The organism is Rhodocaloribacter sp., assembly GCF_056451265.1.
In genome coordinates this window covers 55945-78371 of record NZ_JBWOPL010000019.1, presented here as the reverse complement: position 1 = coordinate 78371, position 22427 = coordinate 55945, and the positions used below count along the sequence as shown (strand labels likewise).

Sequence of the window (22427 nt, the reverse complement as noted above, 5' to 3'; positions counted from 1 at the left end):
GCAGACCAACCGGGTAGACCATGGAACTTCCGAAGACGTATCGCAAACTCGTTGCCGCGCGGCTGACGCCGCATTTTCGCGAGGCGGCAGAGGTCGTCGAGGAGCCGCTCGCGCCCCCCGGCCCCGGCGAGATCCTCGTGCGCAACCTGATCGCGGGCGTCAATGCGACGGACGTGAACATCGCGGCGGGTCGGTATGACCCCGGGGCGAAGCCGCCGCTCGACCTCGGCATCGAAGCCGCCGGGGAGGTCGTGGCGGTAGGTCCGGACGTGACGGACCTCAAGCCCGGCGATTTCGTGGTCACCGCCGAGACGGGCGGTGGTTACCGCGAGTATCACACGCTCCCGGCCAAGCGGGCCATTCCCGTACCGGCGGCGACGCCCGAGGCGGTGAGCCTCGTCGTGAGCGGCCTCACCGCCTCGATCGCGCTCCACGTCACCGGCGAGATGGGGGCGGGCGAGACGGTGCTCGTGACGGCGGCGGCGGGCGGCACCGGGCAATATGCCGTCCAGCTGGCGAAACTGGCGGGCAACCACGTCATCGGCACGTGCGGCACGCCCGAGAAGGCCGAGATGCTCCGGTCGCTCGGGTGCGACCGCGTCATCAATTATCGCGAAGAAGACGTGCAAAGCGTTCTCGAGAAGGAATACCCGAAGGGCGTCGACCTGGTGTACGAGAGCGTCGGGCGGAAAATGTTCGACGTGAGCCTCCGGGCGCTTGCCGTGCACGGGCGGCTGCTCACCATCGGCTTCATCAGCGAATACGTCGACGGCGTCGAGACGGTGCGCCGGCCCCGGATCTATACCCAACTCCTGGCCAGGTCGGCGTCCGTGCGCGGGTTCTTCCTGCCGCACTTCACAGGCCACATGCGCGAGCACATGATGCGCCTGATCATGCTCCTGACCGAAGGCAAACTCCGGATCGCCGTCGATCCGACGCCGTTCGAAGGCCTCGACGCCGTCGTCGATGCGGTGGAATATCTCCACAGCGGGAAAAGCCGGGGGAAGGTGGTGGTGCGGTTTCCGGCGTCGTGACGACAAAGTTTAAAGGCAAACCTGGCTTTATATGGAAGAAACGAATGAGAAGATATGGACCGTGCCGGTCACGCTGGAGATGTTCAATGCCTTGAATGGCGGAACGATCATGGAGCATATCGGCATTCGGTTCATCGAGGTGGGGGCGGACTATTTGAAGGCCGAGATGCCCGTGGATCATCGCACGTATCAGCCGTTCGGGTTGCTTCACGGAGGCGCGTCCGTGGTGCTGGCGGAGACCATCGGCAGTTCCGGAGCGAATCTGTGCGTCGATCCGGAGCGAAAGTATTGCGTGGGGTTGGACGTCAACGCCAATCACGTGCGTTCCGTGCGCTCGGGAAAGGTCGTCGGGACGGGGCGACCGCTTCATCTGGGGCGGCGGACGCAGGTCTGGGAGATCCTGATCCACGACGAGGAAGGGAAGCTCGTCTGTGTGAGTCGCCTCACGATGGCCGTTCTCGACCGGGAGGGATAGGGTTCGGCAACGCTCCTATCGGCAAGGGAGGGAATGCCCCACGCCGTGTAAGTTATTCGCTTACAGCGAAAAAAAGGAATCGCCGCCTGCGCATCCGTGTGCGATTCCCGTCCTTAGGCAACGGATCCGCGCGCCCGGTGGGGATCCGTTCAATAGTCGCGAAGAATCTGAGACGAGGGATCATGCATGCGAAGCGACCCACGAATCTTGCGTATGCGTTGTCCGAAGCCGTGGGCGGGCCGTCGGCGATGGTGCATCCGCCGAAACGAATCCTCATCGTGGACGACCTTCCGCTGACCCGGCGCGGGCTCTCGCTCATCGTCGAAGCCGAGCCGGACCTGGCCGTGTGCGGGCAGGCGGGTGCGGCTGCGCAGACGCTCGCCCTGATCGAGCGTCTGCGTCCGGACCTCGTGACGGTGGGGCTCTCGCTCCCGGACATGACGGGCATCGAGCTCATCCGACGCCTGCGTCGGCGACGTCCCGACGTGCCCATACTCGTGGTGTCCCGCCACGATGAAGGCATCACCGTGGAACAGGCGCTCGAAGCGGGTGCGCAGGGGTATCTGACGAAGTACGAGGCAGGCGCGTCCCTCGTGGAGGCCATTCACCGGCTCCTCGACGGCGAGACGTATGTGGGGGAGGCCGTGCGCGAACGGCTCGGCTTCGTCCGGTATCACGGGCGGATGCCGTGGGACGGCGACGAGGCGGCATGCTGAGGCTCCTTCCGAGACCTTTTCGGAAAATACCTCTCGTTTTCGCTTGCCATTCTCGACGGGCGGCGTAAAATAGAGCACGGATGCCCTTTCAAGAACCGCCGCCGTGTTCCCGATGCGGATCGAAGAGACCCCTTTCGTCGTCACCGACACCGAGACGACCGGCGTGAGCGCCGCGCGTGATCGGGTGATCGAACTGGCCGCCGTGAAGGTGGTGGGCGGCGAGGTGGTGGAGCGGTTCGCACAACTCATCAACCCCGGGCAGTCCGTCCCGCGTCGCATCACCTCCCTGACGGGTATCTCCACGGCGATGGTCTTCGATCAGCCTTCCGCCGCCGAAGTGCTTCCCCGGTACCTCGACTTCCTCGGCGAAGGCGTCTTCGTGGCGCACAATCTGAACTTCGACCTGAGTTTCCTGAATGCCGAGCTGGCCCGGATCGGGCGCGCGGCCATCGGCAATCCGGGGCTGTGCACGCTTCGCCTGGCGCGGCGGTTGCTCCGCGGGCTCCGGTCGAAGAGCCTCGGCAGCGTGGCCGAGTTCTACGGCATCCGCCCTCACGGGCGGCACCGCGCCCTCGGAGACGCCGAGACGACGGCGGAGGTCCTGCGCCGCTTTCTCTCGCAGATCACCTTCGAGACGGGCCTGGAAACGCTCGAAGAACTGCTCGCCTTTCAGAACCGGACGTACGTCGCAGCGCGGAAGGATCCGGCGCATCTCCGCCGGATCCGCACGGAGGTGTTGCCCCGCCTTCCGGAGGGTCCCGGCGTCTATTTCATGAAGGATCGGCAGGGGAAGACGATCTACATCGGCAAAGCGAAAAGCCTGCGTCGCCGCGTCCGAAGCTATTTCACGGGGATCGAATCGCACACCGAGCACGTCCGCCGAATGATCGACGTGGTGCGGGACGTGGGGTGGGAGGAGACGGGCTCTGAGCTGGCGGCGCTCTTGCTCGAGTCACGCCTCATCAAGGCGGAAAAGCCCCGGTTCAACCGCGCGCAGCGGCGGTATCGCAACCGCCCGTTCATCCGTCTCGACACGGCGGACCGCTTCCCGCGCGTGAGCCGGCAGTCGTACCTCACCGACGACGGCGCGGAGTATTTCGGACCGGTGGGGGGACGGCGTCAGGCGGAGGTCATCGTCGAGGTCATCGACCGCTTCTTCCGGCTGCGCGAATGCGACGACGACACGTTCGCGCGGGGGCATCGGTGCCTCTACGCCGCCATGGGCCGCTGCGGGGCGCCGTGCGAGGGCGGGGCCGCCGCCGAGCAGTATGCCGACGAGGTTCGCCGCGTGCGCGACTTCCTCACGGGGAAGGACCGGACGGCGCTCGACCGGCTGCGTGAGGAGATGGCCGCCGCCGCCGCCGCGCTCGACTTCGAGGAGGCCGCCGCCCGCCGCGACGCCGTCGAGACGCTGACCCACCTCCTCGACAAACAGCAGTGTGTGGCCGCTCCGGTGCTCGACCACCATGCCGCGCTCGTCATGCCCGGCGCGGAGGCCGGGACCGTGCAGCTTTTCGTCATCCGCTTCGGTCGACCCGCCGAGACGTTCACACTTCGGCTCCCGCTCGACGCCGAAGCCGAAGGCGCGCTCCGGACCAGGCTCCGCGCACGCTTCGACCCCGACCACCCGCGGCCCGAACGATACCTCCGGGAAGAGGTGGAGGAGGTCCGTCTCCTGGCGCACTGGTTGTACGTGAATCGTGCGAGCGCCCGGCAGGTTCACTGGCACGCAGACCTTCCCTTCGAGGCATTCTTCTCCGAGGTGATCCGCAAGGTGCGGGGGTGAGGGCTCGCGTCAGGGGTTCGCGTTCGCTCGCGTCATCGGACACGGTTTCAAGCTCCCATTCCCGGCGGTTGCATCAGAAGTCGAAGCCGGCGCGGGCGAAGAGGGAGGAGCGTTCCTCGTTCGTGGCGATGCCGAGCGAGAAGGTATGGGCGCGGTTGAGGACGGAGAACCAGACGCCGCCGCCGACGGCCGTGTGCCACCCCCCGGGAGAGGCGCCGTCGAGGTAGACGCGTCCGGCGTCGGCGAGGCCGAAGACGCCGAAGTCGCCGGGGAGGACGGCGAAGAACCGGGTGAGGAAGAGCCGAAGGTCGGCGTTGGCGAAAAGGGAGGCATCGCCGGCGAAGCGCTGCCGTCGCCATCCTCGGAGCGACGACGGCCCGCCCATGAAGGCCGCCTCGTGGAAGGGGAAAGCGCCCCAGACCTTCGCCCCTCCGATGCGGAGGGCCAGCGTCGGGTCCATCGCCAGAGGCGCGCTCAGGTAGGTCGTCGCCGCGAGGTTCACGCGGCCGAAAGCGCTTTGTACGTCGAGGAGCGCGGGGAAGACGTTTCCTTCGGCCTCGACCGAGAAACCGCGTGTGGCGGCGGTGGGGCGGTCCCGGGTGTCGAGCCGCACGTGGAGCCGCGCGCCGAGCTGCGCGAAGTCGCCGTCTCCGTAGACGCCTTCGGGCTGCGTGGAGATGTAGCGCCCCGGGTTCTTCCCGGTGTCCGAGAAGGCGAACGTCGGCCCGGCGGAGACGGACAACGCGGGTGAGAGCGGCGCGACGATCGAAGGCTCCAGGTGATACTGTTGTTGGGTCACGTTAAAAAAGGAGCTTCGTCGCCCGCCGAGGTCGGTGGCATTCCCGAACCCGAAGAAGTGGAGCACTTCGATGCCCGAGACGAGTGCGCTGACGGTCGTATACACCTCCGAGTTTTCTCTTCGGAAGTCGCCGTCGAAGGCGAGACGGATGGCGCGGGGGTTTGTGGTGAAGCCCGCGCGGAGGGTGATCTGTGAGGCATACGGCCTTTTCCGGAAGCCAAAGACTTGGCGCGCCGCGCCGCCGCCGATGAAGGCGCCGTAGTCCGTATCGTATGAGAGCCAGGCGACGGGCTTCCACAGGCGCCCCCACTCCCGGGGCGGGTATCGGTCGAGGTCGCTGCCGACCCATTCCTCATACGGTCGGCGGTCGACCTTCACCGGGCGACCCTCCGTGACGGGTGGTCCGGCGGGGTCGTCGTAAAAATGGAGCCCGCCCGCCCGCGAGGAGTCGATGAGCACGTCGTCCCCCTCGCCGCCGACGACCCGAAGCGTGATGCCGGGGTCGCCGGCGCCGCGCACCACCACGCGGTCGTCACCGCCGAACATGCGGAGGCGGATCTCGTGCGTCTCGTCCCGGAAAAACCGCCTTCGGAAATATGGCGTTTCGTCTTTGCGCGCCCGGAGGATGAGGGTGAGCGATCGGTCGTCGTGGAGCGTGATCTCGGCCGCCTCCGGGGCGTCGGTCGCATGGATGTCTACCTGATGGGCGAGGAACCGGTAAAACGCATCGGCGATTTCGGGGAGACGGTCGCGGCGGCCTTTCATCCCGGCGAGCAGGTCGGGGCCGTCGAGCGCCCGATAGGCGACGGGGAGCTTCCGTAGGACGCGTTCGAGCGCCTCGTCGTTGAAACGCGCCTGAAGGTCGGCCGCCACCGAATCCCAGACGGCCTTTTCCAGCCCGGCGAAGAACCGTCGGTCCACTTCCTGACCGTTCCAGGTCAGATGGAAGAGGTCTCCGTATTCCGGCCCATAGACGAGAACGCCGGGAAAGTAGAGGGCGGCGAGCGCGGGGAAGAGGCCCTGAAGCTTCTCGAAGGCGTGGTCGTGGTCGCGGGAGATGGGTTGCCAGTACACCGGCGAGTCGTCGGTGAACCGGGCCCATCGCCAGTTGTCGCGGTGCCGGTCCCGGTCGCCGATGAAGAGGTCCACGAGGCGGGCTTTGAGGAAGGCGTGTGTATCGACCCGGTGCTTCGGGCTCTTGTTGATGCGCTCGAAGAGGCGGTCGCTGCCGGTGATTTTCAGCGCGCCGGCGAAGGGGAGGGCCATGCCTTCGTTTTCGTCGGCGCGTTCTTCGAGCGTGCCGAGCATCCCGGCGAAGGCCTCGCGGAAGGAGCCGAGCGCGGGGTCGTCCGGCATCACGAAGAGCTGCGGGGTGACGTGGAGGACGCCGGCGATTTCGAGGACCTCCGCCGCGAGGACACCGCTCAAGGGGTGCGTCGAACTGACGCCGTCCTGCATGACCGTTCCCGCGAGGGTGCGGCGCAGTTCTTCGGGGAGGACCATGACCGGGTTCTTGTCCACCGAACGAAACTGATACTGCTTGCCGTCAGCCCCCTGGAGGCGAAGCGAGGTCGTCTGGCTGCCGACGTGACTTCGGAGCGGCGTGAGGCCTCCGGCGAACGAATGGAGATCGAGCACCGGGACCTCGACGGGGTGCGTCCACAGGTCGCGATAGCCGTCGCCCATGAAGAGGCGGTGGAGGCCGCCCGCTGCGTATCGCGCGCCCGGAACGAGCGTGACGGACGTTCGGGCTTGAGACGTCGGCTGGGCGTTGAGGTCGGGCGTCGCGGCGACAGAGAAGAGGTAAACTGCGAGGAGGACGCCTCGAAGCGGCCCGTAAAAGGGGCGATGTCGCATGAGTCCATCCTCTGAGACGGGGGAAGCCTTACCGCTTCAAGCCGGTGATCCGGGAGAGCCCGTCACCTGGACTTTGGCGGTTGTTCGAGCAAAAGGTATAGAATGTTATCCGTAAATGCGGGGTCTTTGGTAATTTCGAGGTGCTCGGTAAAGAGAAAGTAGACCTGACTCCACGCGATAGGGGAAAGGAGGTAGGGTTGCCATTCGGAACCGATGCGTTCGTCCATCAGTGCGCTGCTTCGGAGCACGGTGCCGTCGCCCGGCTCTTTCCGGATGATGGAGAAACGTCCATTGTGGCGGTCGACGGTGGCTATGGCGGGCGTTTCGATGGCGTCGCCGGTCATCAGGTAAATCGTGACGTCCTCCGGGGGCGCTGCAGGCTGATCGAGCGCGGCCATGAACTGCCGTGCGCGGGCCAGGCTCTTCCGAAGATGCTCGCGCGCGATGCGACGGCGGGCGGCGGCGTCCGGCGCGTCGGGAAGGAGCATCGCCAGCGTCGCATCCTGATCCGGGTCGGCGAGGCCCCAACCCATCGCTTCCCACAGGTCGGGGTCAAGCGGGTCGAGCTTCCGGTTCGGATCGGCGGCGTCGACGAGGGCGCCGTGGCGGCCCCGGGGCAGGTTCTGGTACACGGCGGGCATCGTGCCGATCACGGCGGCGGGGAAACGGGGGACCGTCAGCCCGAACTTGCGCCCGTGGATGAGCTGATCGAGCGCGTTGAGCGACCCGGCATTGGGGGGCGCGACGAGGATGACCCGGTCCACGTCCGCAGCGCCCGCCCACGTGACCTTCGGCGTCGAGCCGTCGGCGGGGAGGTCGGCGTCTCCATACCGGAGGAAGTACCGCGTCAGAAGCCCGCCCATCGAATGGGCCACGAGGTCGAACTTGACGTCGTAATCTCCGGGTCCATAGCGCCGGACGTACTCGCGCAGGATGTAGGCCCGTTTCTCCGCTATGAAAGCTTTGAGCCGCCTGGCGTTCTCCACGTTGTCCAGCCGCCAGTCGTAGTCGAACTGGAAGCATGTGAAGTGGTCGGGGCCGTAATCGATGCTGTTGATGTCTCCGGATTCATCCTTGTAGCCGCCGATGCCGAGGGCGTCGAGGATGTTGTAATAAGCCTTCACGTTGATGGGCAGGCCGAGGACCTTCAGCTTGACGCGGTCGAGCACGCCGTTCGGGGCGACGTCGTCGTGGAGGTTCGGAAGGGGAGCGCCCTCACGCATGGGGAGGGCGAGCAGGCGTGCGCCGTCGGGTCTGGTGGGGTTGGCCCAGTCGCCGGTGAACGAGCCCCAGACCACGCGCCCGGAGGCGCTGTCAACCAGGTTCGATCCGAGGATGCCCGGGATGAGGATGATGGGGTTGCGTCGCGCGTCGTGAAAGCGGGCGCTTCGGTCGTAGAGCTCGGACAGATGCGGGGTGGGGCGGGAGCCGGCGCATCCGGTGAGGAGGACGAGGGCGAGGATCAATGCAGGGTAGCGATTCATGCCCTTTTCGTGTCCCAGGGGACGTCTCGGGTTACAACAGGCGGGTTCGCGTGGCCGCGCGTTTCAGGCGTTCGATGCGCCGTCGGGTGCGTCTCGGAGATAGGCGTCCGTCCCGTCGAGCCAGTCCCGGCGGGGCGGGCTGAAGAGGTCCACGTCGAGCGTGTCTTCGAGGGCCTCGGCCATGTGCGGAACGTTGGGGGGGATGTGAAGCACCTCGCCCGCCCGCACGATGATCTCCTCGCTTTCGTCCTCGCCGAGCCGAAAACGGAGCGCGCCTTCGAGCACGTACGTGATCTGCTCGTTCTCGTGATGGTGCCTGGGCACGACGCACCCTTTCTTGAGGTACACGTGCGCGAGCATCATGCGCTCGCCCGTGATGAGCCGCCGGTCGAGGCGGTCCGTGACGCGCTCGCGCTCCATGTCTTCCCATCGGTAAAACGTGACGTTGCTCATGGCTGTTCTTTCTCGGAAAATGATCGAAACCCGGGGACATGATAGGGCGCGTGAAGCAATCCGCCAAACCGGCGCACGCGTGAAAACTTCGGGGCGGGACTTCCGTAACGAGGGCTTCCCGAAAATCACTCAAAACGGCCGGTTCCGTCGGAGCTCCATCGCGCGCAGGATAGGTCGTCGAGGTCCCCACATGAAGGCATTGCCCCGCTTGAAGTCATATTTCGTCACGCCGTATCTGACGTTTGCCGCCGCGCTCGGCCTCTACGCGTTCTACCGCTTCGTTTCCGGGTTCGATCTCGGCTGGTTCGGCGCGGCGTTGACCACGCTGCCGATCGTCTCTCTGGTGGCCGTGGCGATGATGTTCAAGCGTGTGGCCCGTACCCGCGCGCGGATGCCCGCGCTCGTGGCGCTCGGCGTCCTGGGGGTAGGCTTGTCGGCGTACGCATACGTGGCGGGGACGTCGGATGCGGGGGCGCTGAGCGCAGCGCTGGTGGGCTTCGGGCTGTTCCTCGTCTATGACCTCTGGTACTCCGATCTCGGGCGTGCGCCGAGCGCGGCGCTCGAGGTGGGGCGGCGGCTCCCGATCTTTACCGTAGAGGACGAGGACGGCGTGCGTGTGCGTGCGGATCGTTTCTTCGGCGGACCCACACTCTTCCTTTTCTATCGGGGCAACTGGTGCCCGTTCTGTATGGCGCAGATCGGAGAGCTTGCCGGGCAATACGAGGAACTGGTGCGTCGGGGCGTCTCCGTCGTGCTCATCAGCCCTCAGCCGCACGGGCACACCCGCGCGCTCGCGCAAAAATTCGACCTCCCCTTTCACTTCCTCGTCGACGTGGACAACCGGGCTGCCGAGGCGCTCGGGATCGTCGCGCGCGGCGGGCTGCCGCTCGGACTCGAACTCTTCGGGTATGCAACCGATACGGTTCTGCCGACGGTCATCCTGACCGATGCCGAGGGGGTGGTGCGCTGGGTAGATGAGACCGACAATTACCGCGTGCGTCCGGAGCCGGCCACCTTTCTTCGCGCGCTCGACGCCCGGCTCGACCCTGCCTGACCGACGCGGCGGCGGTACGCGACGAACTCGAAGGCGGGATGATCCTCTCGCTTCACCTCTTCCCATGCCGAACGGTCGAACTCGGGGAAGAACGTGTCGCCGGAGAACGCCCCTTTGATGTAGGAGAGATAGAGGGCGTCGGCGAGCGAGAGGGTCTGTCGGTAGATGCTTCCGCCGCCGGCGACGAAGATCGTGCGACCGATCTCGCGGGCACGGGCGAGCGCGCCTTCCACGCTGCCGCAGACGACGACGCCCGTCCGTTTCTCCGCCGTCCGGCTGACGACGAGGGTATGGGCGCTCGTGAGGTCGTCGCCGAAGATCTCGAACGTACGCCGCCCCATGATGACGGTCTGTCCCTCGACGAACGAGAGGTACTGCCGATATTCCTCCGGCACGCGCCAGGGCATGCCGTCACCCGCGCCGATGAGGCGATCGTAGGAGAGAGCGGCGATGAGGATGATCGGAGGCACGTCGGGAGGAAGGCCGGGGGGCAGAACAGCATTGAAAGGAGAAAGGCCATCGTCGTGATCAGCAGCAGGGCCGAGGGTTTTTGCCCGGTGGCGACGCGTCCCCGTGCTTCGAGACAACCATGATCGAGAAAGATCAAAGGGCGCCTCATGACCGGTCCGGATCGGTTGCGACGGCGGCTGATGATGCCGGGTGTACGATGAGAAACGAGGGCGGGTTACGACCATTCAGGACGGCCGTTCAACAAAAAAAATCGTCTCGAGGAAAAAGGGGCTCCTTGATCGGCAAAAAGGAGCGGAGCCGAGAAGGGATTCGAAAAGCGCTTTTTCGGGAACGTTTATGCGTAAAAGGTACGAGACCGGGATGTCTCTGGACATTCCTCCGGTCCGCGCAATTCCAATGTCCCATTTTTTTTGACTTTACCCGTGGACAATTTTTTTTGAATTAGAGGTAAAGCTTCATTAGCTTTCGACCTGTAGAAGCGTTTCGTTGCCCACCATTGCTTCGTAAGACCGCAGCTTCACACCGCAATCTGATCATGACGGGGTTTCCGGGATAGCTCCCGGTACGTGTGCGCGACACATCTGACGGCTCCGGCATACCTCTGTGGCTTCCGAATGGCCATATTCGTTCGGGACGGCGGCACATCGAGGCAAGTCTTTGCGCATCGCTTCTATGGCGAAAGCAAATTTCCTTACCCACTAAGTAGAGGAGGTACCAGATGAAAGGACGGATACTACCGTTATTCGCCCTGCTCCTGTTGTGTTTCCCCTTGCAGGCTGCCGCACAAGGCACGATCAAGGGGACCGTCATGGAGAGCAGCACCGGGGATGTGTTGCCCGGAGCCCAGGTATTGCTCGTGGACCTGAACATGGGCGCCGTGACAGACCTTGACGGCGACTTCATCATCGAAAACGTGCCGGCGGGCAAACACCGCCTCGAAGTGCGTTTCGTCGGATATCGCACCATTCGCACCGAGGTGGATCTTTTGGACGGAGAGACGGAGACGCTCCCCCTGCTCATGGAAGAAGCGGCCATCAACCTCGATGAGGTCGTGGTCACCGGCGCCGGTGGTCCCGTCGAGAAGCGTAAACTCGGCAACTCGATCGGCACCATCGACGTCTCGCAGCTGGAGTCGGCCCCCATCCAGACGTTTTCGGACGTGCTGCAGGGCCGTGAGCCGGGTCTCGTGGGACTGCCCTCGGGCGGTCAGACGGGAGAGGGCGCGCGCATCCGCATCCGTGGTTCGGCGAGCCTTTCTCAGAGCAACGAGCCCATCATCTACATCGACGGCGTGCGCGCCAACAACGGCGGCGGCCTCACGTTCAACCCGGGCGGTTCGCCCTCGCGGCTCGACGACATCAACCCGGAATCCATCGAGCGCGTCGAAGTGCTCAAAGGGGCGGCCGCGGCCACGCTCTACGGCTCGGAAGCTTCGAACGGCGTCATTCAGATCTTCACGAAGCGGGGCAGCGTAGGTCCGCCGCGGTTCAATTTCAGCATCCAGCAGTCGGCGAGCGTTTACCCGAAGGTCTATGACGCCAACACGGGCTTTGCGCGCTCGCAGGCACAGGCCGATACGATGGCCAAGTGGCTCAACGTGTCCGGGCTGCGCCCCTATCAGATCGTCGAGCGGGAGTTCATGGAAGACCTCTACGAGACCGGCAACGGCCAGACGTACTCCGCGTCGGTCAGCGGCGGCTCGCCGGGGATCACCTATTTCGCCAGCGTCCGGTGGTTCCGCGAAGACGGACCCTTCGGCGGCAAGAAGGGACGCCGGTATCCGCCCGGCGTCACGACGCGCGTGGAGGACATCGCCCGGCGCGCCCAGGCCACGGCCAGCCTGAACATCTTCCCGACGGACAAGCTGCAGTTCCGCATCACGTCGAGCTATACGGACTCGTTCCTCGAGACGATGGACTCGAACAACAACATCTACGGGGTCTCTTCGCTGGCGCAGTTCAGCAAGCCCGAGCTTGTTCGGTACAACAACCAGACCGGCACGGTGGCCTTCGCCACGGTCAACGAGGCGATGCAGCAGGTGCTCCAGCAGAACGTCAAACGGTTCGTGGGCAGCCTCGGCACCAACTACCGGCCCCTGGAGATGCTGACCCTCGACGCCACCTTCGGCGTAGACTTTACGACGCAGAAGGACACCGACGTGCGGCCCTTCGGCTGGAACATCGACGGCTTCTCCGGCAGTGAGCCCGACGGCAGCCGCGACAACCGGACGACGAACAACCTCGAACTCACCTTCGACGTGAAGGGCACGCTCCGGAACGAACTGACCGAGAAGCTGGAATCGACGTTCCTCTTCGGTTCGCAGGGCTTCGTGACCAACCGCGACATCCTGCAGGGCAGCGGCGTCAACTTCCCGGGGCCCGGTTTCAACGTGGCCGGGGCCGCCTCGGTCGAAGACGTCTTTGAGTTCTTCTCGGAGATCGTCAACATCGGCGTCTTCTTCCAGGAGCAGGTCGGCTTCAACAACTACCTCTACGTGACCGCCGGCGGACGCCTCGACGCCAACTCGGCGTTCGGCTCCGATTTCAGCACGGTCTTCTATCCGAAGGTCTCGGCCTCGTTCATCCCGTCGGACGCGCACTTCTGGCGTCCCATCGGGCCGATCACGTCGCTCCGGTTCCGCGCAGCCCTCGGGAAGTCGGGGCTGCAGCCCGGCGCTTTCGACGCGTTGACCACCTATACGGCGCTCTCCTCGCAGAACGGCCCGGGCATCGTGCCGAGCAACCTCGGCAACCCGGAACTCAAGCCGGAGATTTCGACCGAGTGGGAAGTCGGCATGGAGACGGGGCTCTTCAGCGACCGGCTCGGCTTCGAAGCGACGTACTGGGACCGGACCGTCAAGGATGCGCTCATCGACCGGCAGTTCCCGGTCTCCGGCGGCTTCCGCTCCACGCAGCTCGACAACATCGGCGAGCTCAAGGGACGGGGACTTGAACTGCAGTTGAACGCGCTGGTCTATAACTCGTCCGAAACGTCGGTCAACTTGTTTGCCAACGGCGCTTACCTGTGGGAGAAAGTGACCGACATGGGCGGCGCTCCGCCGATCAAGGTCGGCGGCAGCTATCCGCGTTACCGGAACTATCTGACCGAAGGCTATGCGCCCGGAACCAACTTCGGCGCCAAGCTCCTCGACGTGCCCTCCGGCTCGCTTCCGGTGGACTTCAACGGCGACGGCCAGCCCGACACGGAATCGCAGATCCTCGACTTCCTGAGCGGTCTCGACGAGAGCAGCGCGCGTCTGCCCAATACGACCAGCATCATTCTGCTGGCCGACGATCCGAACCCGGACGACTTGCTGACGGGCAAGTTGACCCACTTCCTCGGCAAGCCCACGCCGGACTGGTCGGGCTCGTTCGGCGGTTCGGTGAAGTTCCTGCGTAACTTCACCTTCTCGACCATGTTCGAGTACCGGACCGGCAACTACTACGTGAACAACCTCACGGGGGCGTTCCGGCAGGCCAACCCGGTCATCGGACGCAACACGCCGCAGTCCGCGCGCGTGGAGTTGAACTACATCACGGGCGGCGTCGATGCCAACGGCAACCCGCAGAACAACCCGCAGGTGCGCCTCGACGCGTTGCGCGAGTGGCTCAATACCGATCTCGCGCTCTCGCCCTTCAGTGGTCTGAACACGATCAAGAAAGCCGATTTCATTCGCTGGCGCGAAGTGAGCCTGTCGTACGACCTGCCGCGGTCGATGACGCAGCGTCTCGGGGTGCGCAGCCTCTCGTTGTCGGTCTCCGGGCGTAACCTGGCGATCTGGACGAAGTACGACGGCGTCGATCCCGAGTTGAACGCCGTCGGTCGCGGCGCGGGAGGATCGCTCTCGCAAAACTTCCTCGACGGCGTCGAAGCCTTCGGTTTCGTGATCCCGCGGCGGTTCCTGTTCACGCTTCGGATGGGGCTGTAATCGACGTGCGGATCGGGCGAGGGAGGGCGGCTCGGCCTCCTGCTCCTCGCCCCGGTTTCCTGAGCCACGAATGCAAAACGACTGATATCATGAAGAAATGGATCAAAGGCCTGGCGCCGACGCTCAGCGCCGCGCTACTGGCCGTATGGACCCTCGCCGGATGTGGGATTCTCGACGTCGAGAACCCGAACAACCTGGTGGAGGACGACCTGAGCAACCCGGCGGCAGCCGACCCCATGGCCAACGGGGCGGAAGCCTCCGTCACCCGTGCGCTTTCGTACATCACCGCGCCCTATTCCGTCGCCACCGACGAGCTCACCTGGGTGGGCTCGCGCGACGCCTGGGGGCAGCTCGATGACGGCGTCATCGACTTTTCGGGCAATGAGTTCACCGATCAGGCCTTCCCCTATGTGGGCGAGGCCCGGTGGATGACCGACGAATTCATCGGACGGCTGGAGGCGTTCCAGGAAGCGGGCGCCGGAAGCACGAACGCGCTCATCCGGGTGTATCTCTATAACGCGATCATCTACACGACCATCGCCGACATGTTCGACGACTTCACGTTGTCGGACCGCACGGAGCCCGGGCCGCCCGTCGGGCCGGAGAACATGATCACGCTCTACGATCATGCGCTCGGTTCGGTGAACAAGGCGCTGGCGCTCAACCCGAGCGGCGACCTCGAAGCCGCCCTGATGGGCATGAAAGCCCGGATCGTCTACAGCAAGGCCGTCTGGCAAAAGGTCAACCCCGTCAATACGAGCAGCCCGCTCGTGAACGCGGGCGCGGCCGAAGCGGCGGCGGCGCTGGGCGTGATGGACGGCGACTTCGTCTTCAAGCTGATCACCGACGGCGGCTTCCAACTCGACAACTACATGGCGGGTCAGATCAACGACCGTCTCGAGTTTACCTTCACCGACAAGTGGGTCAAACGCAACGCGGCCGGCAACAAGGTGGACGAGGTGACCTATCCGGACATGATCGACGGTGAGGTCCATCCGTACCTGAAGGCCTTCATCGAAGACTTCGTAGCCCAGCGCCAGTACGCCGATCTCCCGATCGTCTCGGCGCGCGAGATGCACCTGATCCTCGCCGAGTCGGCGCTGGCCCAGGGGGACATGAGCGGCTTCACCACGCACATCAACCACGTGCGCGCCTTCGACGACCTGACGCCGTACAGCGGACAGGTGGATGCGCAGGATCTCCTCATCGAGTCCCGCGCGGTGAACCTCTTCCTGCAGGGCCGTCGTCTGGCGGACCTCTATCGCTTCGGCCTGCAATCGCCGGAGTGGGAAAGCGGGACGCCGGCCACCACGCGGCCGGGCACGTTCCTTCCGATCACGAAGGTTGAGATCGAAGCCAACCCGCTGGTGAAATAACGCCTACGGGTGGCCGTAGCTCGGAAGCGCGGGAGAGTGGAGGCATGGCAGCGAAGACGCCGGAAGGAGACGTTCCTTCACGCGCTTTCGCTCCCGCTCCCGCTCTCCCGCGTTTTTGGGCTATGACCTCACGTATTGCACGGGGCGCGGTCCGGAACGCGGCTGCGCACTGTGCGCTCCCCGGACGCATCCGCCTCGCATGAGTTTGAATCGCAAAACGCACCGTCCCGGAAAACCGATGAACCTCCTCATACAGCAGCTCGCGAAACCGTTCGGGCTATTGGTGTGGCTGCCGCTTCTGGCGGCCACGGGCTGCGGCCTCTTCGGAAGCAACCCGCCCGACAAGGCCCGCCTCCGCATCGAGGGCAAGAGCGGCGCCCGGAGCGAACTCATCGTATCCTCTGACTTCCTGTCCCAGCGTCAGCCCGTTATCGACGATTCCGGCCTGGTTTTGGGAGACACCATCCTCGTGCGTCTCTTTCAGTCCGACACCTTCACGGTTTCGCTTCCGTTCGAGCGCACCTTCGACATCAGTGAGAACAACCAGTTCTACGTGCTGATTCGTCGCTTTACGCCGGAGGCCGACGAGTTGTGGGCGCGCCTCTGGGTCGATGGAAAGCTGCGAAGCGACCGGCGTCCCAACGCCGATCAGGACTCGGTGACCATCATTTACAATTTCCGCGACCGCCCCCTCGTCGTGGATGAGGATAAGTTGTAAACTTTCCGGTATTTACGCCATATAAAGCAGAAATCGGGTTTCAGCACCTCGGCAGGTGTTCCCGCGACCGACGACGGGGCCTGTCTCCCGTTTTCTTTTCGCTCACAATCGCTGATGAATCCTATGCGTCGTTTTCTGCTTTTGCTCGTGATGGTGCTGTCGCTTGCCGCGTCCGGATGTGATTTCTTCGGATCGGATAAGGAAGGCGGCTCCGGCAACCCCGACGGCGGCGACGGCGGCGGCGATCAGTCCGTGGTCGTCGACGGGTCGTAACGGCCGTCGGGCAGAAGGCACGCAGAAATATCTTCGAGGTCCCGGCAGGATTTGCCTCGGGCAAACAGGGTCCTCTTCTGCGATGCGCTTTTCACGCAAGACCGGCGGTCAGACGCGCGTGAGAAGTCTATTCAGGCATAGTTATGAGACTCCGGACGTTCCCCTTCGTTGCCCTCTTTTTCCTGCTTCTCCCGGCGCTTTCGGCGGAAGCCCAACGTGCGGACGTCGCGCTCACCGGATACGTCCGAGACGCCGTGACCGGCGCGCCGTTGCCCGGCGCCAACGTGTTCGTCGCCGGCACCATGCTCGGCGCTTCCACGGACGCCGAAGGGTTCTTCTCGATCACCGGCTTGCCCCTGGGGTCGCTCGAGGTCGTGGCGTCTTTCCTAGGATATGACGCGGTCACGGAGCGGATGCGCTTCGAAGAAGTCGGAACGCGCGAACGCACCTTCCGGCTCACGCCCCGCGTGATCGAGAGTGAAGGGATCGAGGTGACGGCTCTTTCGGAGAAAACGTGGAAGAAGCGCTTCGACCGTTTCCGCAAGTTTTTTCTCGGCGTCTCGGAGAATGCCTCCAAATGTGAGATCCTCAACCCCGAAGTGCTCGATTTTGACGTGGGCAAGGACGAAGATGAACGCTTCGTCGTGCACGCGCGGGAACCCCTGATGATCGAGAACCGGGCGCTCGGCTATCTGCTGCAATTCGTCCTCGATGAGTTCGAGCTTCGGGAGCGAAGGCATTACGTGAAGTACAGCGGGCGGGTCGGGTTCACGGAGATGACGCCCGTCGACGAGAAGGAGCGGAAGAAGTGGGAGAAAAGGCGGCGTGAGGCCTATAACGGGTCGCTCCGGCACTTCCTCACCGCTCTCGTTCGGGATCGTCTCTGGGAGGAAGGGTTCATGCTGCTCTCGGAAGAGAAGCGTCAGGAATCGGTGTACGCGGGCGTGCCCGGCAACCGACCGGCGGCGCGCGTCAACGGGGTGAAGCCGCACGAGGTGCTTGAAGCCGCAGCGCTGCCGTTCGAACGGCTGCTGAACTTTCCCGGCTACCTCAAGGTCATCTATTTCAAGGAACAGCCGAGCGCGCAGTATCTCAAGTTTCGGGAATATGCGGCCCGGCGGATCCGGACGAGCGAGGACGAGCAGGTCTCTTACATTGCGCTCAACCAGCCCGACGTGCTCATCACGACGGACGGACTCGTGGAGGATACGTACGCCCTCACGAAGTTCGGATACTGGTATTTCGAGCGGGTGGCGGAACTCCTGCCGATGGAGTATCACCCGGACGGATGGGGACGCGTCCACGGAAAGGTGGCCGGCGTCCCGGGGATGAACCTCGATCGCGCGCTTCGTAAGGGCGTCGCAGCGGTGAAGGAGGAACGCTACGACGAGGCGATCCGGCGGCTCCAGCTGGTCGTGGCGACGGATCCCGGCTTCTATCTGGACGATGTCGGCTCGGCGGCATACTGGCTCGGCGTCGCGCACGAAGCCCTCGGCCACATGGCGGCGGCGCACGAGGCGTGGCGAAGCGGGCTCGACGGGCTGGCCGAGAAAGAGAAGCTCGAGTTGCGTCTGGCCGACACCTTCGTGCGGAGCGTCTTCGATCATCAGGATCAAACGTCGTACGAAAAAGCCTCCTTCGCTTACCTGGCGATCCTCGAACGCGCCGGGGCGCCGCTCTCCGAGGCCGATGCGGCCATCGTACGGCGGCACGTGGCGCAAATGCTCCCGATTCTGACCGACGATGAGCGGGAGCGCGTGATCGAAGGACGCCCCGGCCCGTTGCTGCAAGGCCTGCGCCTCCGCTCCGACGCCGGCGACTTCCTGTCGACGTTCTGGCGCAGTCAGGACCCCCTGCCGGCCAGCCCGCTGAACGAACGGGTGGCCGAGCACCTGGCGCGCGTGGCGTATTCGGTGAAAAACTTTGCTTTCAACGGCTCGCCGGCGGGCTTTGACGACCGGGGCGAAGCCTACGTACGATACGGCCCGCCCTACTCGAAAAACACCATCCTGGTCGACGTCTCCCGCGCCACGCAGATCCTCCGGGAGAATGCCTATCCGATGCCCGGCACGCTCATCGCTCCGATGAACGAATTCTGGACGTACCGTCACGTGGACGACCTCATCCACTACGTCTTCGTGCTCAAGGGCGGGCGCTATCAGGAAGCTTCTCCCGAAGATCTGGTGCCGGACGACCTGAAGAGCGCGCACAAACGTCGAGGGGTGGGGCACACCGACCCGGCCACGCTGAGCAATCCCGGCGGCGTCCAGGCGCCCGCCAATCAGGTGATGGCGGAAGCGCTCTTCGAGTTGCGGAAAGGACTCTACGCGCAACTGGCGCTCTACCATCCGGTCTATGAAAAGCAGGTCGAAGAGCTCGAATATCAGGAGTCGGACATTCGCGCGACGGAGTTTGGAGACAACCGGTCGGTTTCGGCTTCGGCGCTCTCGTTCGTTTACAGCGCCGAGGCTAAGTTCGACCGGCTGGCCCGTGAGGCTGTCCGGCGGCGGGAAGACGAAGCGCCGCGCGCCTTCTCCCGCATCACCGACGCGCTCGAAACGCTGCCTGTGGAGAGCCGCATCGCCCGCTTCCTCGACGAAGACGGCTCGACGCGCACCGAAGTGTACTGGAGCCACATCCCCGGCAGCCTGACGATCTCGAAGAAACTGCGCAAACGCACCCTCCCTTCGTCGGCGCCGCCTCCCGAGAAGTACCTGATCGAGATGGTGGTCAACCTGAACTCGGAAGACTATCGTCGCCGCGTGCCGACGACGCTTCGCTATCTCGCCTCCGATCTGCCGCGCGGCGCGCCGGCCCCCGTTCAGATGGTGGAGGTGACGGGCAGCACGACGCCCTACCACCTGGCGATGCAGTGGGACGAGTACCTCGCCGATGAGACGGGCGAGGACGTGTCGCGCGGAGCGTACCTCCGCACGGGCGTTCAGCAATATGATAATCTCATGCCGCTCAACAGCGATCCCTTCACGCTGGAGATGAGCGACCTCAAGCCCGTTTACATCGAAGAGGAGGGCAGCATCGTCCGGTTCCAGAACGCGGACGATCCGTCGTCGAGCGTGCCGTTCCCGTTTGCCACGCTCCGGCCCGACATGGCGCTCGGCCTCGAATTCGAAGTATACCACCTCGCGTTCGGTGCGGACGACCGGGTGCACTACGCGGTCGAATACGAGGTCGTGATCGATCCGGAACGTCGGGGAGAGAAACGCACCTCGGCTCATACCGAATACGCCGGGGCGTCCACCACCGCGAAGGAGTTCATCGGCGTAGACCTTCGGAGCATCGACGAAGGCCCGCTCCGGATCATCGTCCGCGTCATCGACGAGGTCAACCATCGCACCGTCGAGCGCGCGCTTGACTTCACGCTCGAACGATGAGCGTCAACGCATGAGGGTCATCGTTCGCGTGAGAGGACCGGACGGGGTTTCCAGGCGATAGACGTACAGCCCGTTCGGGCGTGCGCCCGCCTCGAAGCGCGCCCGATGGACGCCCGGCCCGAGCACCCCCGAAACGAGCGTGGCGACCTTCCGCCCGAGCATATCATAGACTTCGAGCCGGACGGGTCCGGCCGCGGCAAGTTCGAAGCGGATCTCGGAAGATGCGGCAAAGGGGTTCGGGTAATTCTGAAAAAGCGTCGATGTGTGGGCGGGCGGCGATGCTTCGGTGGCGGTGACCACCACGGCTTCGAAGACGGGCAGGAGGACGCTCGCCCCCGAAAGGGTGACGCTCAGGCTCTCCGGATTGAAGGTGAGGCTGTCGCTTCGAGGGGTGATGGTGTAGTCGCCGGGAGTGAGGTCGGCGAACTCGAAGTTGCCCGCGGCGTCGGTGACGGTCGTGTCTGCCTTCGCGCCGGAAAGCTCCACCGTCACCCCTTCTACGCCCTGACCACCGGAGACAATCACCCCGCGGATGCTCTGCCCCTGTTGGGCGAGCGCGGAGAAGGTGAGCATGACGAAGCTCAGGAGAAACAGTAGCTTTTTGAGCATAAGGAATCCTTGGGGAAAAGGGATACACGGTAAGGGCGGAGGAGGCGTCCGTCGCTTCTTCCGCCCGGGTTACCCATTGAGTTGTCGGGTCTGCTCTTTCATTACACCTCATACGCGATACGCCCCTATACGGTCCGCGGACAACGGTGCGGGGACCTGAGAACAGGGCTGCTTCGAACGCCCGGGCCGGGCTTCTGTCGCACGCCGCAGGACGCCTCGCGTGAGGGTTCATCGGAAGCCTCTCGCGCAAGGTCGTGGACCCTGGACAAGGTAACGCATGCGGCGACCATTTCCACTTCCGTGGGAAGGACCGGGCGCGTGAAAGACAAGGCCGGGGGTTCTTGAAAAGGGAATACCTTTCATAAAAGGGACCCCGGTGAAAAATGTAGCGGCGGCCTTGCGGATGCGTTTTCCGGACATGCATGCCGGGGCGAAGCAAGCCCGGTGAACGATTGCTCAGAAGACTCGGACAGGCGTTCAGAGCTTCAGGAAGCACCACTCCTTCGTTGCCGGCGCCGTACCCATCTGCAGGCCCTTTTTCTCGGCGACGAGGATGTTGTTCGAATGGTTGAAGCCGAAGCCGTGCTCGGGGTCGTACAGGCCCGGTTCGTTCGAGAAATGCATCCCGGCTTCCATCACGGTATAGTCGCCGAGGGACTGGTAGGGTGGTTGGTGTCCCTCCATGCCTTCGCCGTGGCCGGGGCGGTGATAGATCAGCGGAGCGCATTCGTGGGCGACCTGATAGGCGTGCACGTCCCTGGCGACGTTCGAGCACGTGTTTCCGGCGAAAGATTGCTCGGCCTGAATCTCGTACGCGCGCGTGTGCACGTCCCAGACGTGTTCCTGCCAGTCCGTCCACGGGGCGAAGAGGAAGGAGCGATACTGTTCGCCGCCGTAGCCGCCCACGCGCACGACGCCCGCGAGCTGAAGCGCGTCTCCCGGCTCGATGCGGGCCCATGAGACCTGGTTCGGGTGGGGGTACGCCGTCTTCCGCCCGGTCCGGCATCCGACGCCGACGGAGATGCCGACGGCGTTGTGCGGCTCGCCCGTCTGCGGGATATCCTGCATGATGCGGTGCATGCCCCAGAGCGTGACGGCGTTCTGGATCTCCCAGTCGAGCGTGCCGAGGCCGCGTTCCATGATGTAGTTGCGCGCGAAGGCGTGGATCTCCGACCAGTAATCCATGGCGCGCTGGGTCAGGGCGTTCTCCATCTCGTCCTTGACGATGCGGTGGCGCATCAGGATATCGTACACGTCGACGAACTGTGCCTCGGGCAGGGCGGCGGCCACGTGGCCCCATTTGCCGCTCTTCGGACGCGTCTTTTTCGGCGTCTCCGTCTCGCCCGTCATGTTCCGACGCGGGCTGTCCGCCTGTCCGGGCATCACGCCGATCTCCGCCATGCCGTTCATGTCCGCGCCGATGGTCTTGTCGCCGTACCCGAGGTCGGCGAGGGTTTGGCCCCACCATCGATACAGGTTCACCGTATCGCCCTGAACGACCTTGCCCTCGTTCGGGAAGGCTCCGGCGGCGTGGGGGTAATCGAAATAGCCGAAAGCTTCGGTGCTCCACCAGGAATGGACGAGTTCGCGGTCGAGGCCGGGGTGGAGCCAGATGAGGCCTTCGGGGTCATCCATCGGGAGGAAGCACGCGAAGGGGCGCTCGGTGGTGGAATGGAAGAGGCCGGTCGCGTAGATGATGTTCCACCGGCTCGTCAGGAGCAGCCCGCCGTCGACGCCGCGCGCGCGGGCCTCCTCCTTCAGTTGTCGAGCCTTCGCCTGATGCCACGAGAGCGGCAGCCGGTGGAAGTCGGCGGCGGCGGGCAGTTCATGGCGTCGCTTCTTCTGCTCTTTGCGAAGCAAGGCGAAGCTGTCGGTGTTTCGCTCGGCGCGGGCCATGGCGCTTTCGTCCGGCCATACGGCCTTCGGCCCGGTGACGACGGAGCCGCCGAGGCCAAGGCCCGCCATCATCATGAAGTCGCGTCGGTTGTACGTCATGGTCGTG

The 22427-nt window shown here is 64.6% G+C and carries 16 protein-coding genes; 10 read left to right on the top strand and 6 right to left on the bottom strand.

The features are described from left to right. Nucleotides 1–20: 20 nt before the first annotated feature. The 4 genes from AC1HIY_RS02375 to AC1HIY_RS02360 all read left to right on the top strand — a co-directional run bounded on the left by AC1HIY_RS02375 (nucleotide 21) and on the right by AC1HIY_RS02360 (nucleotide 4011). A complete protein-coding gene (locus tag AC1HIY_RS02375) occupies nucleotides 21–1034 on the top strand; it encodes a quinone oxidoreductase family protein (protein ID WP_479575099.1) in 1014 nt (337 codons plus the stop codon). Nucleotides 1035–1065: 31 nt separating this feature from the next. Then, entirely contained in the window at nucleotides 1066–1509 is a 444-nt protein-coding gene (locus tag AC1HIY_RS02370) for a hotdog fold thioesterase (RefSeq protein ID WP_479575098.1), read from the top strand. 182 nt (nucleotides 1510–1691) lie between these two features. Then, nucleotides 1692–2225, top strand: coding sequence for a response regulator (locus tag AC1HIY_RS02365; RefSeq protein ID WP_479575097.1), 534 nt, complete (start codon nucleotides 1692–1694; stop codon nucleotides 2223–2225). A gap of 112 nt (nucleotides 2226–2337) precedes the next feature. Further along, on the top strand, nucleotides 2338–4011 hold the full coding sequence (locus AC1HIY_RS02360; protein WP_479575096.1) for a DEDD exonuclease domain-containing protein: 1674 nt from the start codon (nucleotides 2338–2340) through the stop codon (nucleotides 4009–4011). Between the two features lie 73 nt (nucleotides 4012–4084). Here AC1HIY_RS02360 and AC1HIY_RS02355 read toward each other — a convergent pair whose 3' ends face one another. From AC1HIY_RS02355 to AC1HIY_RS02345, 3 genes are all read right to left on the bottom strand, one after another. Continuing rightward, entirely contained in the window at nucleotides 4085–6667 is a 2583-nt protein-coding gene (locus tag AC1HIY_RS02355) for a BamA/TamA family outer membrane protein (protein ID WP_479575095.1), read from the bottom strand. Nucleotides 6668–6729: 62 nt separating this feature from the next. After that, nucleotides 6730–8151, bottom strand: a complete 1422-nt coding sequence (locus AC1HIY_RS02350; RefSeq protein ID WP_479575094.1) for an esterase/lipase family protein — start codon at nucleotides 8149–8151, stop codon at nucleotides 6730–6732. A gap of 63 nt (nucleotides 8152–8214) precedes the next feature. Then, complete coding sequence (locus tag AC1HIY_RS02345) at nucleotides 8215–8604, bottom strand: cupin domain-containing protein (RefSeq protein ID WP_479575093.1); 390 nt, start codon at nucleotides 8602–8604, stop codon at nucleotides 8215–8217. A gap of 208 nt (nucleotides 8605–8812) precedes the next feature. Between AC1HIY_RS02345 and AC1HIY_RS02340 the strand changes: the two genes are divergently transcribed. Continuing rightward, nucleotides 8813–9658: a peroxiredoxin family protein gene (locus tag AC1HIY_RS02340; RefSeq protein WP_479575092.1), complete on the top strand. Its 846-nt coding sequence runs from the start codon at nucleotides 8813–8815 to the stop codon at nucleotides 9656–9658. On the opposite strand, the gene AC1HIY_RS02335 is transcribed toward AC1HIY_RS02340, so the two are convergent. Further along, nucleotides 9592–10128 carry a dihydrofolate reductase gene (locus AC1HIY_RS02335; protein WP_479575091.1) on the bottom strand — a complete coding sequence of 179 codons (537 nt, stop codon included), beginning with the start codon at nucleotides 10126–10128 and terminating at the stop codon, nucleotides 9592–9594. The two genes, AC1HIY_RS02340 and AC1HIY_RS02335, sit on opposite strands and share 67 nt — an antisense overlap. A gap of 719 nt (nucleotides 10129–10847) precedes the next feature. On the opposite strand from AC1HIY_RS02335, the gene AC1HIY_RS02330 reads away from it, so the two are divergent. The 5 genes from AC1HIY_RS02330 (at nucleotide 10848) to AC1HIY_RS02310 (ending at nucleotide 19816) form a co-directional block, all read left to right on the top strand. Then, nucleotides 10848–14057, top strand: coding sequence for a SusC/RagA family TonB-linked outer membrane protein (locus AC1HIY_RS02330; protein WP_479575090.1), 3210 nt, complete (start codon nucleotides 10848–10850; stop codon nucleotides 14055–14057). An 89-nt stretch (nucleotides 14058–14146) separates the two neighbouring features. Beyond that, complete coding sequence (locus tag AC1HIY_RS02325; protein ID WP_479575089.1) at nucleotides 14147–15433, top strand: RagB/SusD family nutrient uptake outer membrane protein; 1287 nt, start codon at nucleotides 14147–14149, stop codon at nucleotides 15431–15433. Between the two features lie 238 nt (nucleotides 15434–15671). Next, entirely contained in the window at nucleotides 15672–16151 is a 480-nt protein-coding gene (locus tag AC1HIY_RS02320) for a hypothetical protein (protein WP_479575088.1), read from the top strand. Nucleotides 16152–16274: 123 nt separating this feature from the next. Continuing rightward, entirely contained in the window at nucleotides 16275–16424 is a 150-nt protein-coding gene (locus AC1HIY_RS02315; RefSeq protein ID WP_479575087.1) for a hypothetical protein, read from the top strand. A 143-nt stretch (nucleotides 16425–16567) separates the two neighbouring features. After that, complete coding sequence (locus AC1HIY_RS02310) at nucleotides 16568–19816, top strand: carboxypeptidase-like regulatory domain-containing protein (RefSeq protein WP_479575086.1); 3249 nt, start codon at nucleotides 16568–16570, stop codon at nucleotides 19814–19816. Between the two features lie 3 nt (nucleotides 19817–19819). Here the strand turns inward: AC1HIY_RS02310 and AC1HIY_RS02305 are convergent, their stop codons facing one another. Next, entirely contained in the window at nucleotides 19820–20425 is a 606-nt protein-coding gene (locus AC1HIY_RS02305; RefSeq protein ID WP_479575085.1) for a carboxypeptidase regulatory-like domain-containing protein, read from the bottom strand. Between the two features lie 477 nt (nucleotides 20426–20902). Continuing rightward, complete coding sequence (locus AC1HIY_RS02300; protein ID WP_479575084.1) at nucleotides 20903–22420, bottom strand: M24 family metallopeptidase; 1518 nt, start codon at nucleotides 22418–22420, stop codon at nucleotides 20903–20905. Nucleotides 22421–22427: the final 7 nt, after the last annotated feature.

Bases quoted from the DNA above. Each gene is read 5' to 3' on its own strand.
- AC1HIY_RS02375 (WP_479575099.1), top strand. From the start codon at position 21: ATGGAACTTCCGAAGACGTATCGCAAACTCGTTGCCGCGCGGCTGACG.
- AC1HIY_RS02370 (WP_479575098.1), top strand. From the start codon at position 1,066: ATGGAAGAAACGAATGAGAAGATATGGACCGTGCCGGTCACGCTGGAG.
- AC1HIY_RS02365 (WP_479575097.1), top strand. From the start codon at position 1,692: ATGCATGCGAAGCGACCCACGAATCTTGCGTATGCGTTGTCCGAAGCC.
- AC1HIY_RS02360 (WP_479575096.1), top strand. From the start codon at position 2,338: ATGCGGATCGAAGAGACCCCTTTCGTCGTCACCGACACCGAGACGACC.
- AC1HIY_RS02355 (WP_479575095.1), bottom strand. From the start codon at position 6,667: ATGCGACATCGCCCCTTTTACGGGCCGCTTCGAGGCGTCCTCCTCGCA.
- AC1HIY_RS02350 (WP_479575094.1), bottom strand. From the start codon at position 8,151: ATGAATCGCTACCCTGCATTGATCCTCGCCCTCGTCCTCCTCACCGGA.
- AC1HIY_RS02345 (WP_479575093.1), bottom strand. From the start codon at position 8,604: ATGAGCAACGTCACGTTTTACCGATGGGAAGACATGGAGCGCGAGCGC.
- AC1HIY_RS02330 (WP_479575090.1), top strand. From the start codon at position 10,848: ATGAAAGGACGGATACTACCGTTATTCGCCCTGCTCCTGTTGTGTTTC.
- AC1HIY_RS02325 (WP_479575089.1), top strand. From the start codon at position 14,147: ATGAAGAAATGGATCAAAGGCCTGGCGCCGACGCTCAGCGCCGCGCTA.
- AC1HIY_RS02320 (WP_479575088.1), top strand. From the start codon at position 15,672: ATGAACCTCCTCATACAGCAGCTCGCGAAACCGTTCGGGCTATTGGTG.
- AC1HIY_RS02315 (WP_479575087.1), top strand. From the start codon at position 16,275: ATGCGTCGTTTTCTGCTTTTGCTCGTGATGGTGCTGTCGCTTGCCGCG.
- AC1HIY_RS02310 (WP_479575086.1), top strand. From the start codon at position 16,568: ATGAGACTCCGGACGTTCCCCTTCGTTGCCCTCTTTTTCCTGCTTCTC.
- AC1HIY_RS02305 (WP_479575085.1), bottom strand. From the start codon at position 20,425: ATGCTCAAAAAGCTACTGTTTCTCCTGAGCTTCGTCATGCTCACCTTC.
- AC1HIY_RS02300 (WP_479575084.1), bottom strand. From the start codon at position 22,420: ATGACGTACAACCGACGCGACTTCATGATGATGGCGGGCCTTGGCCTC.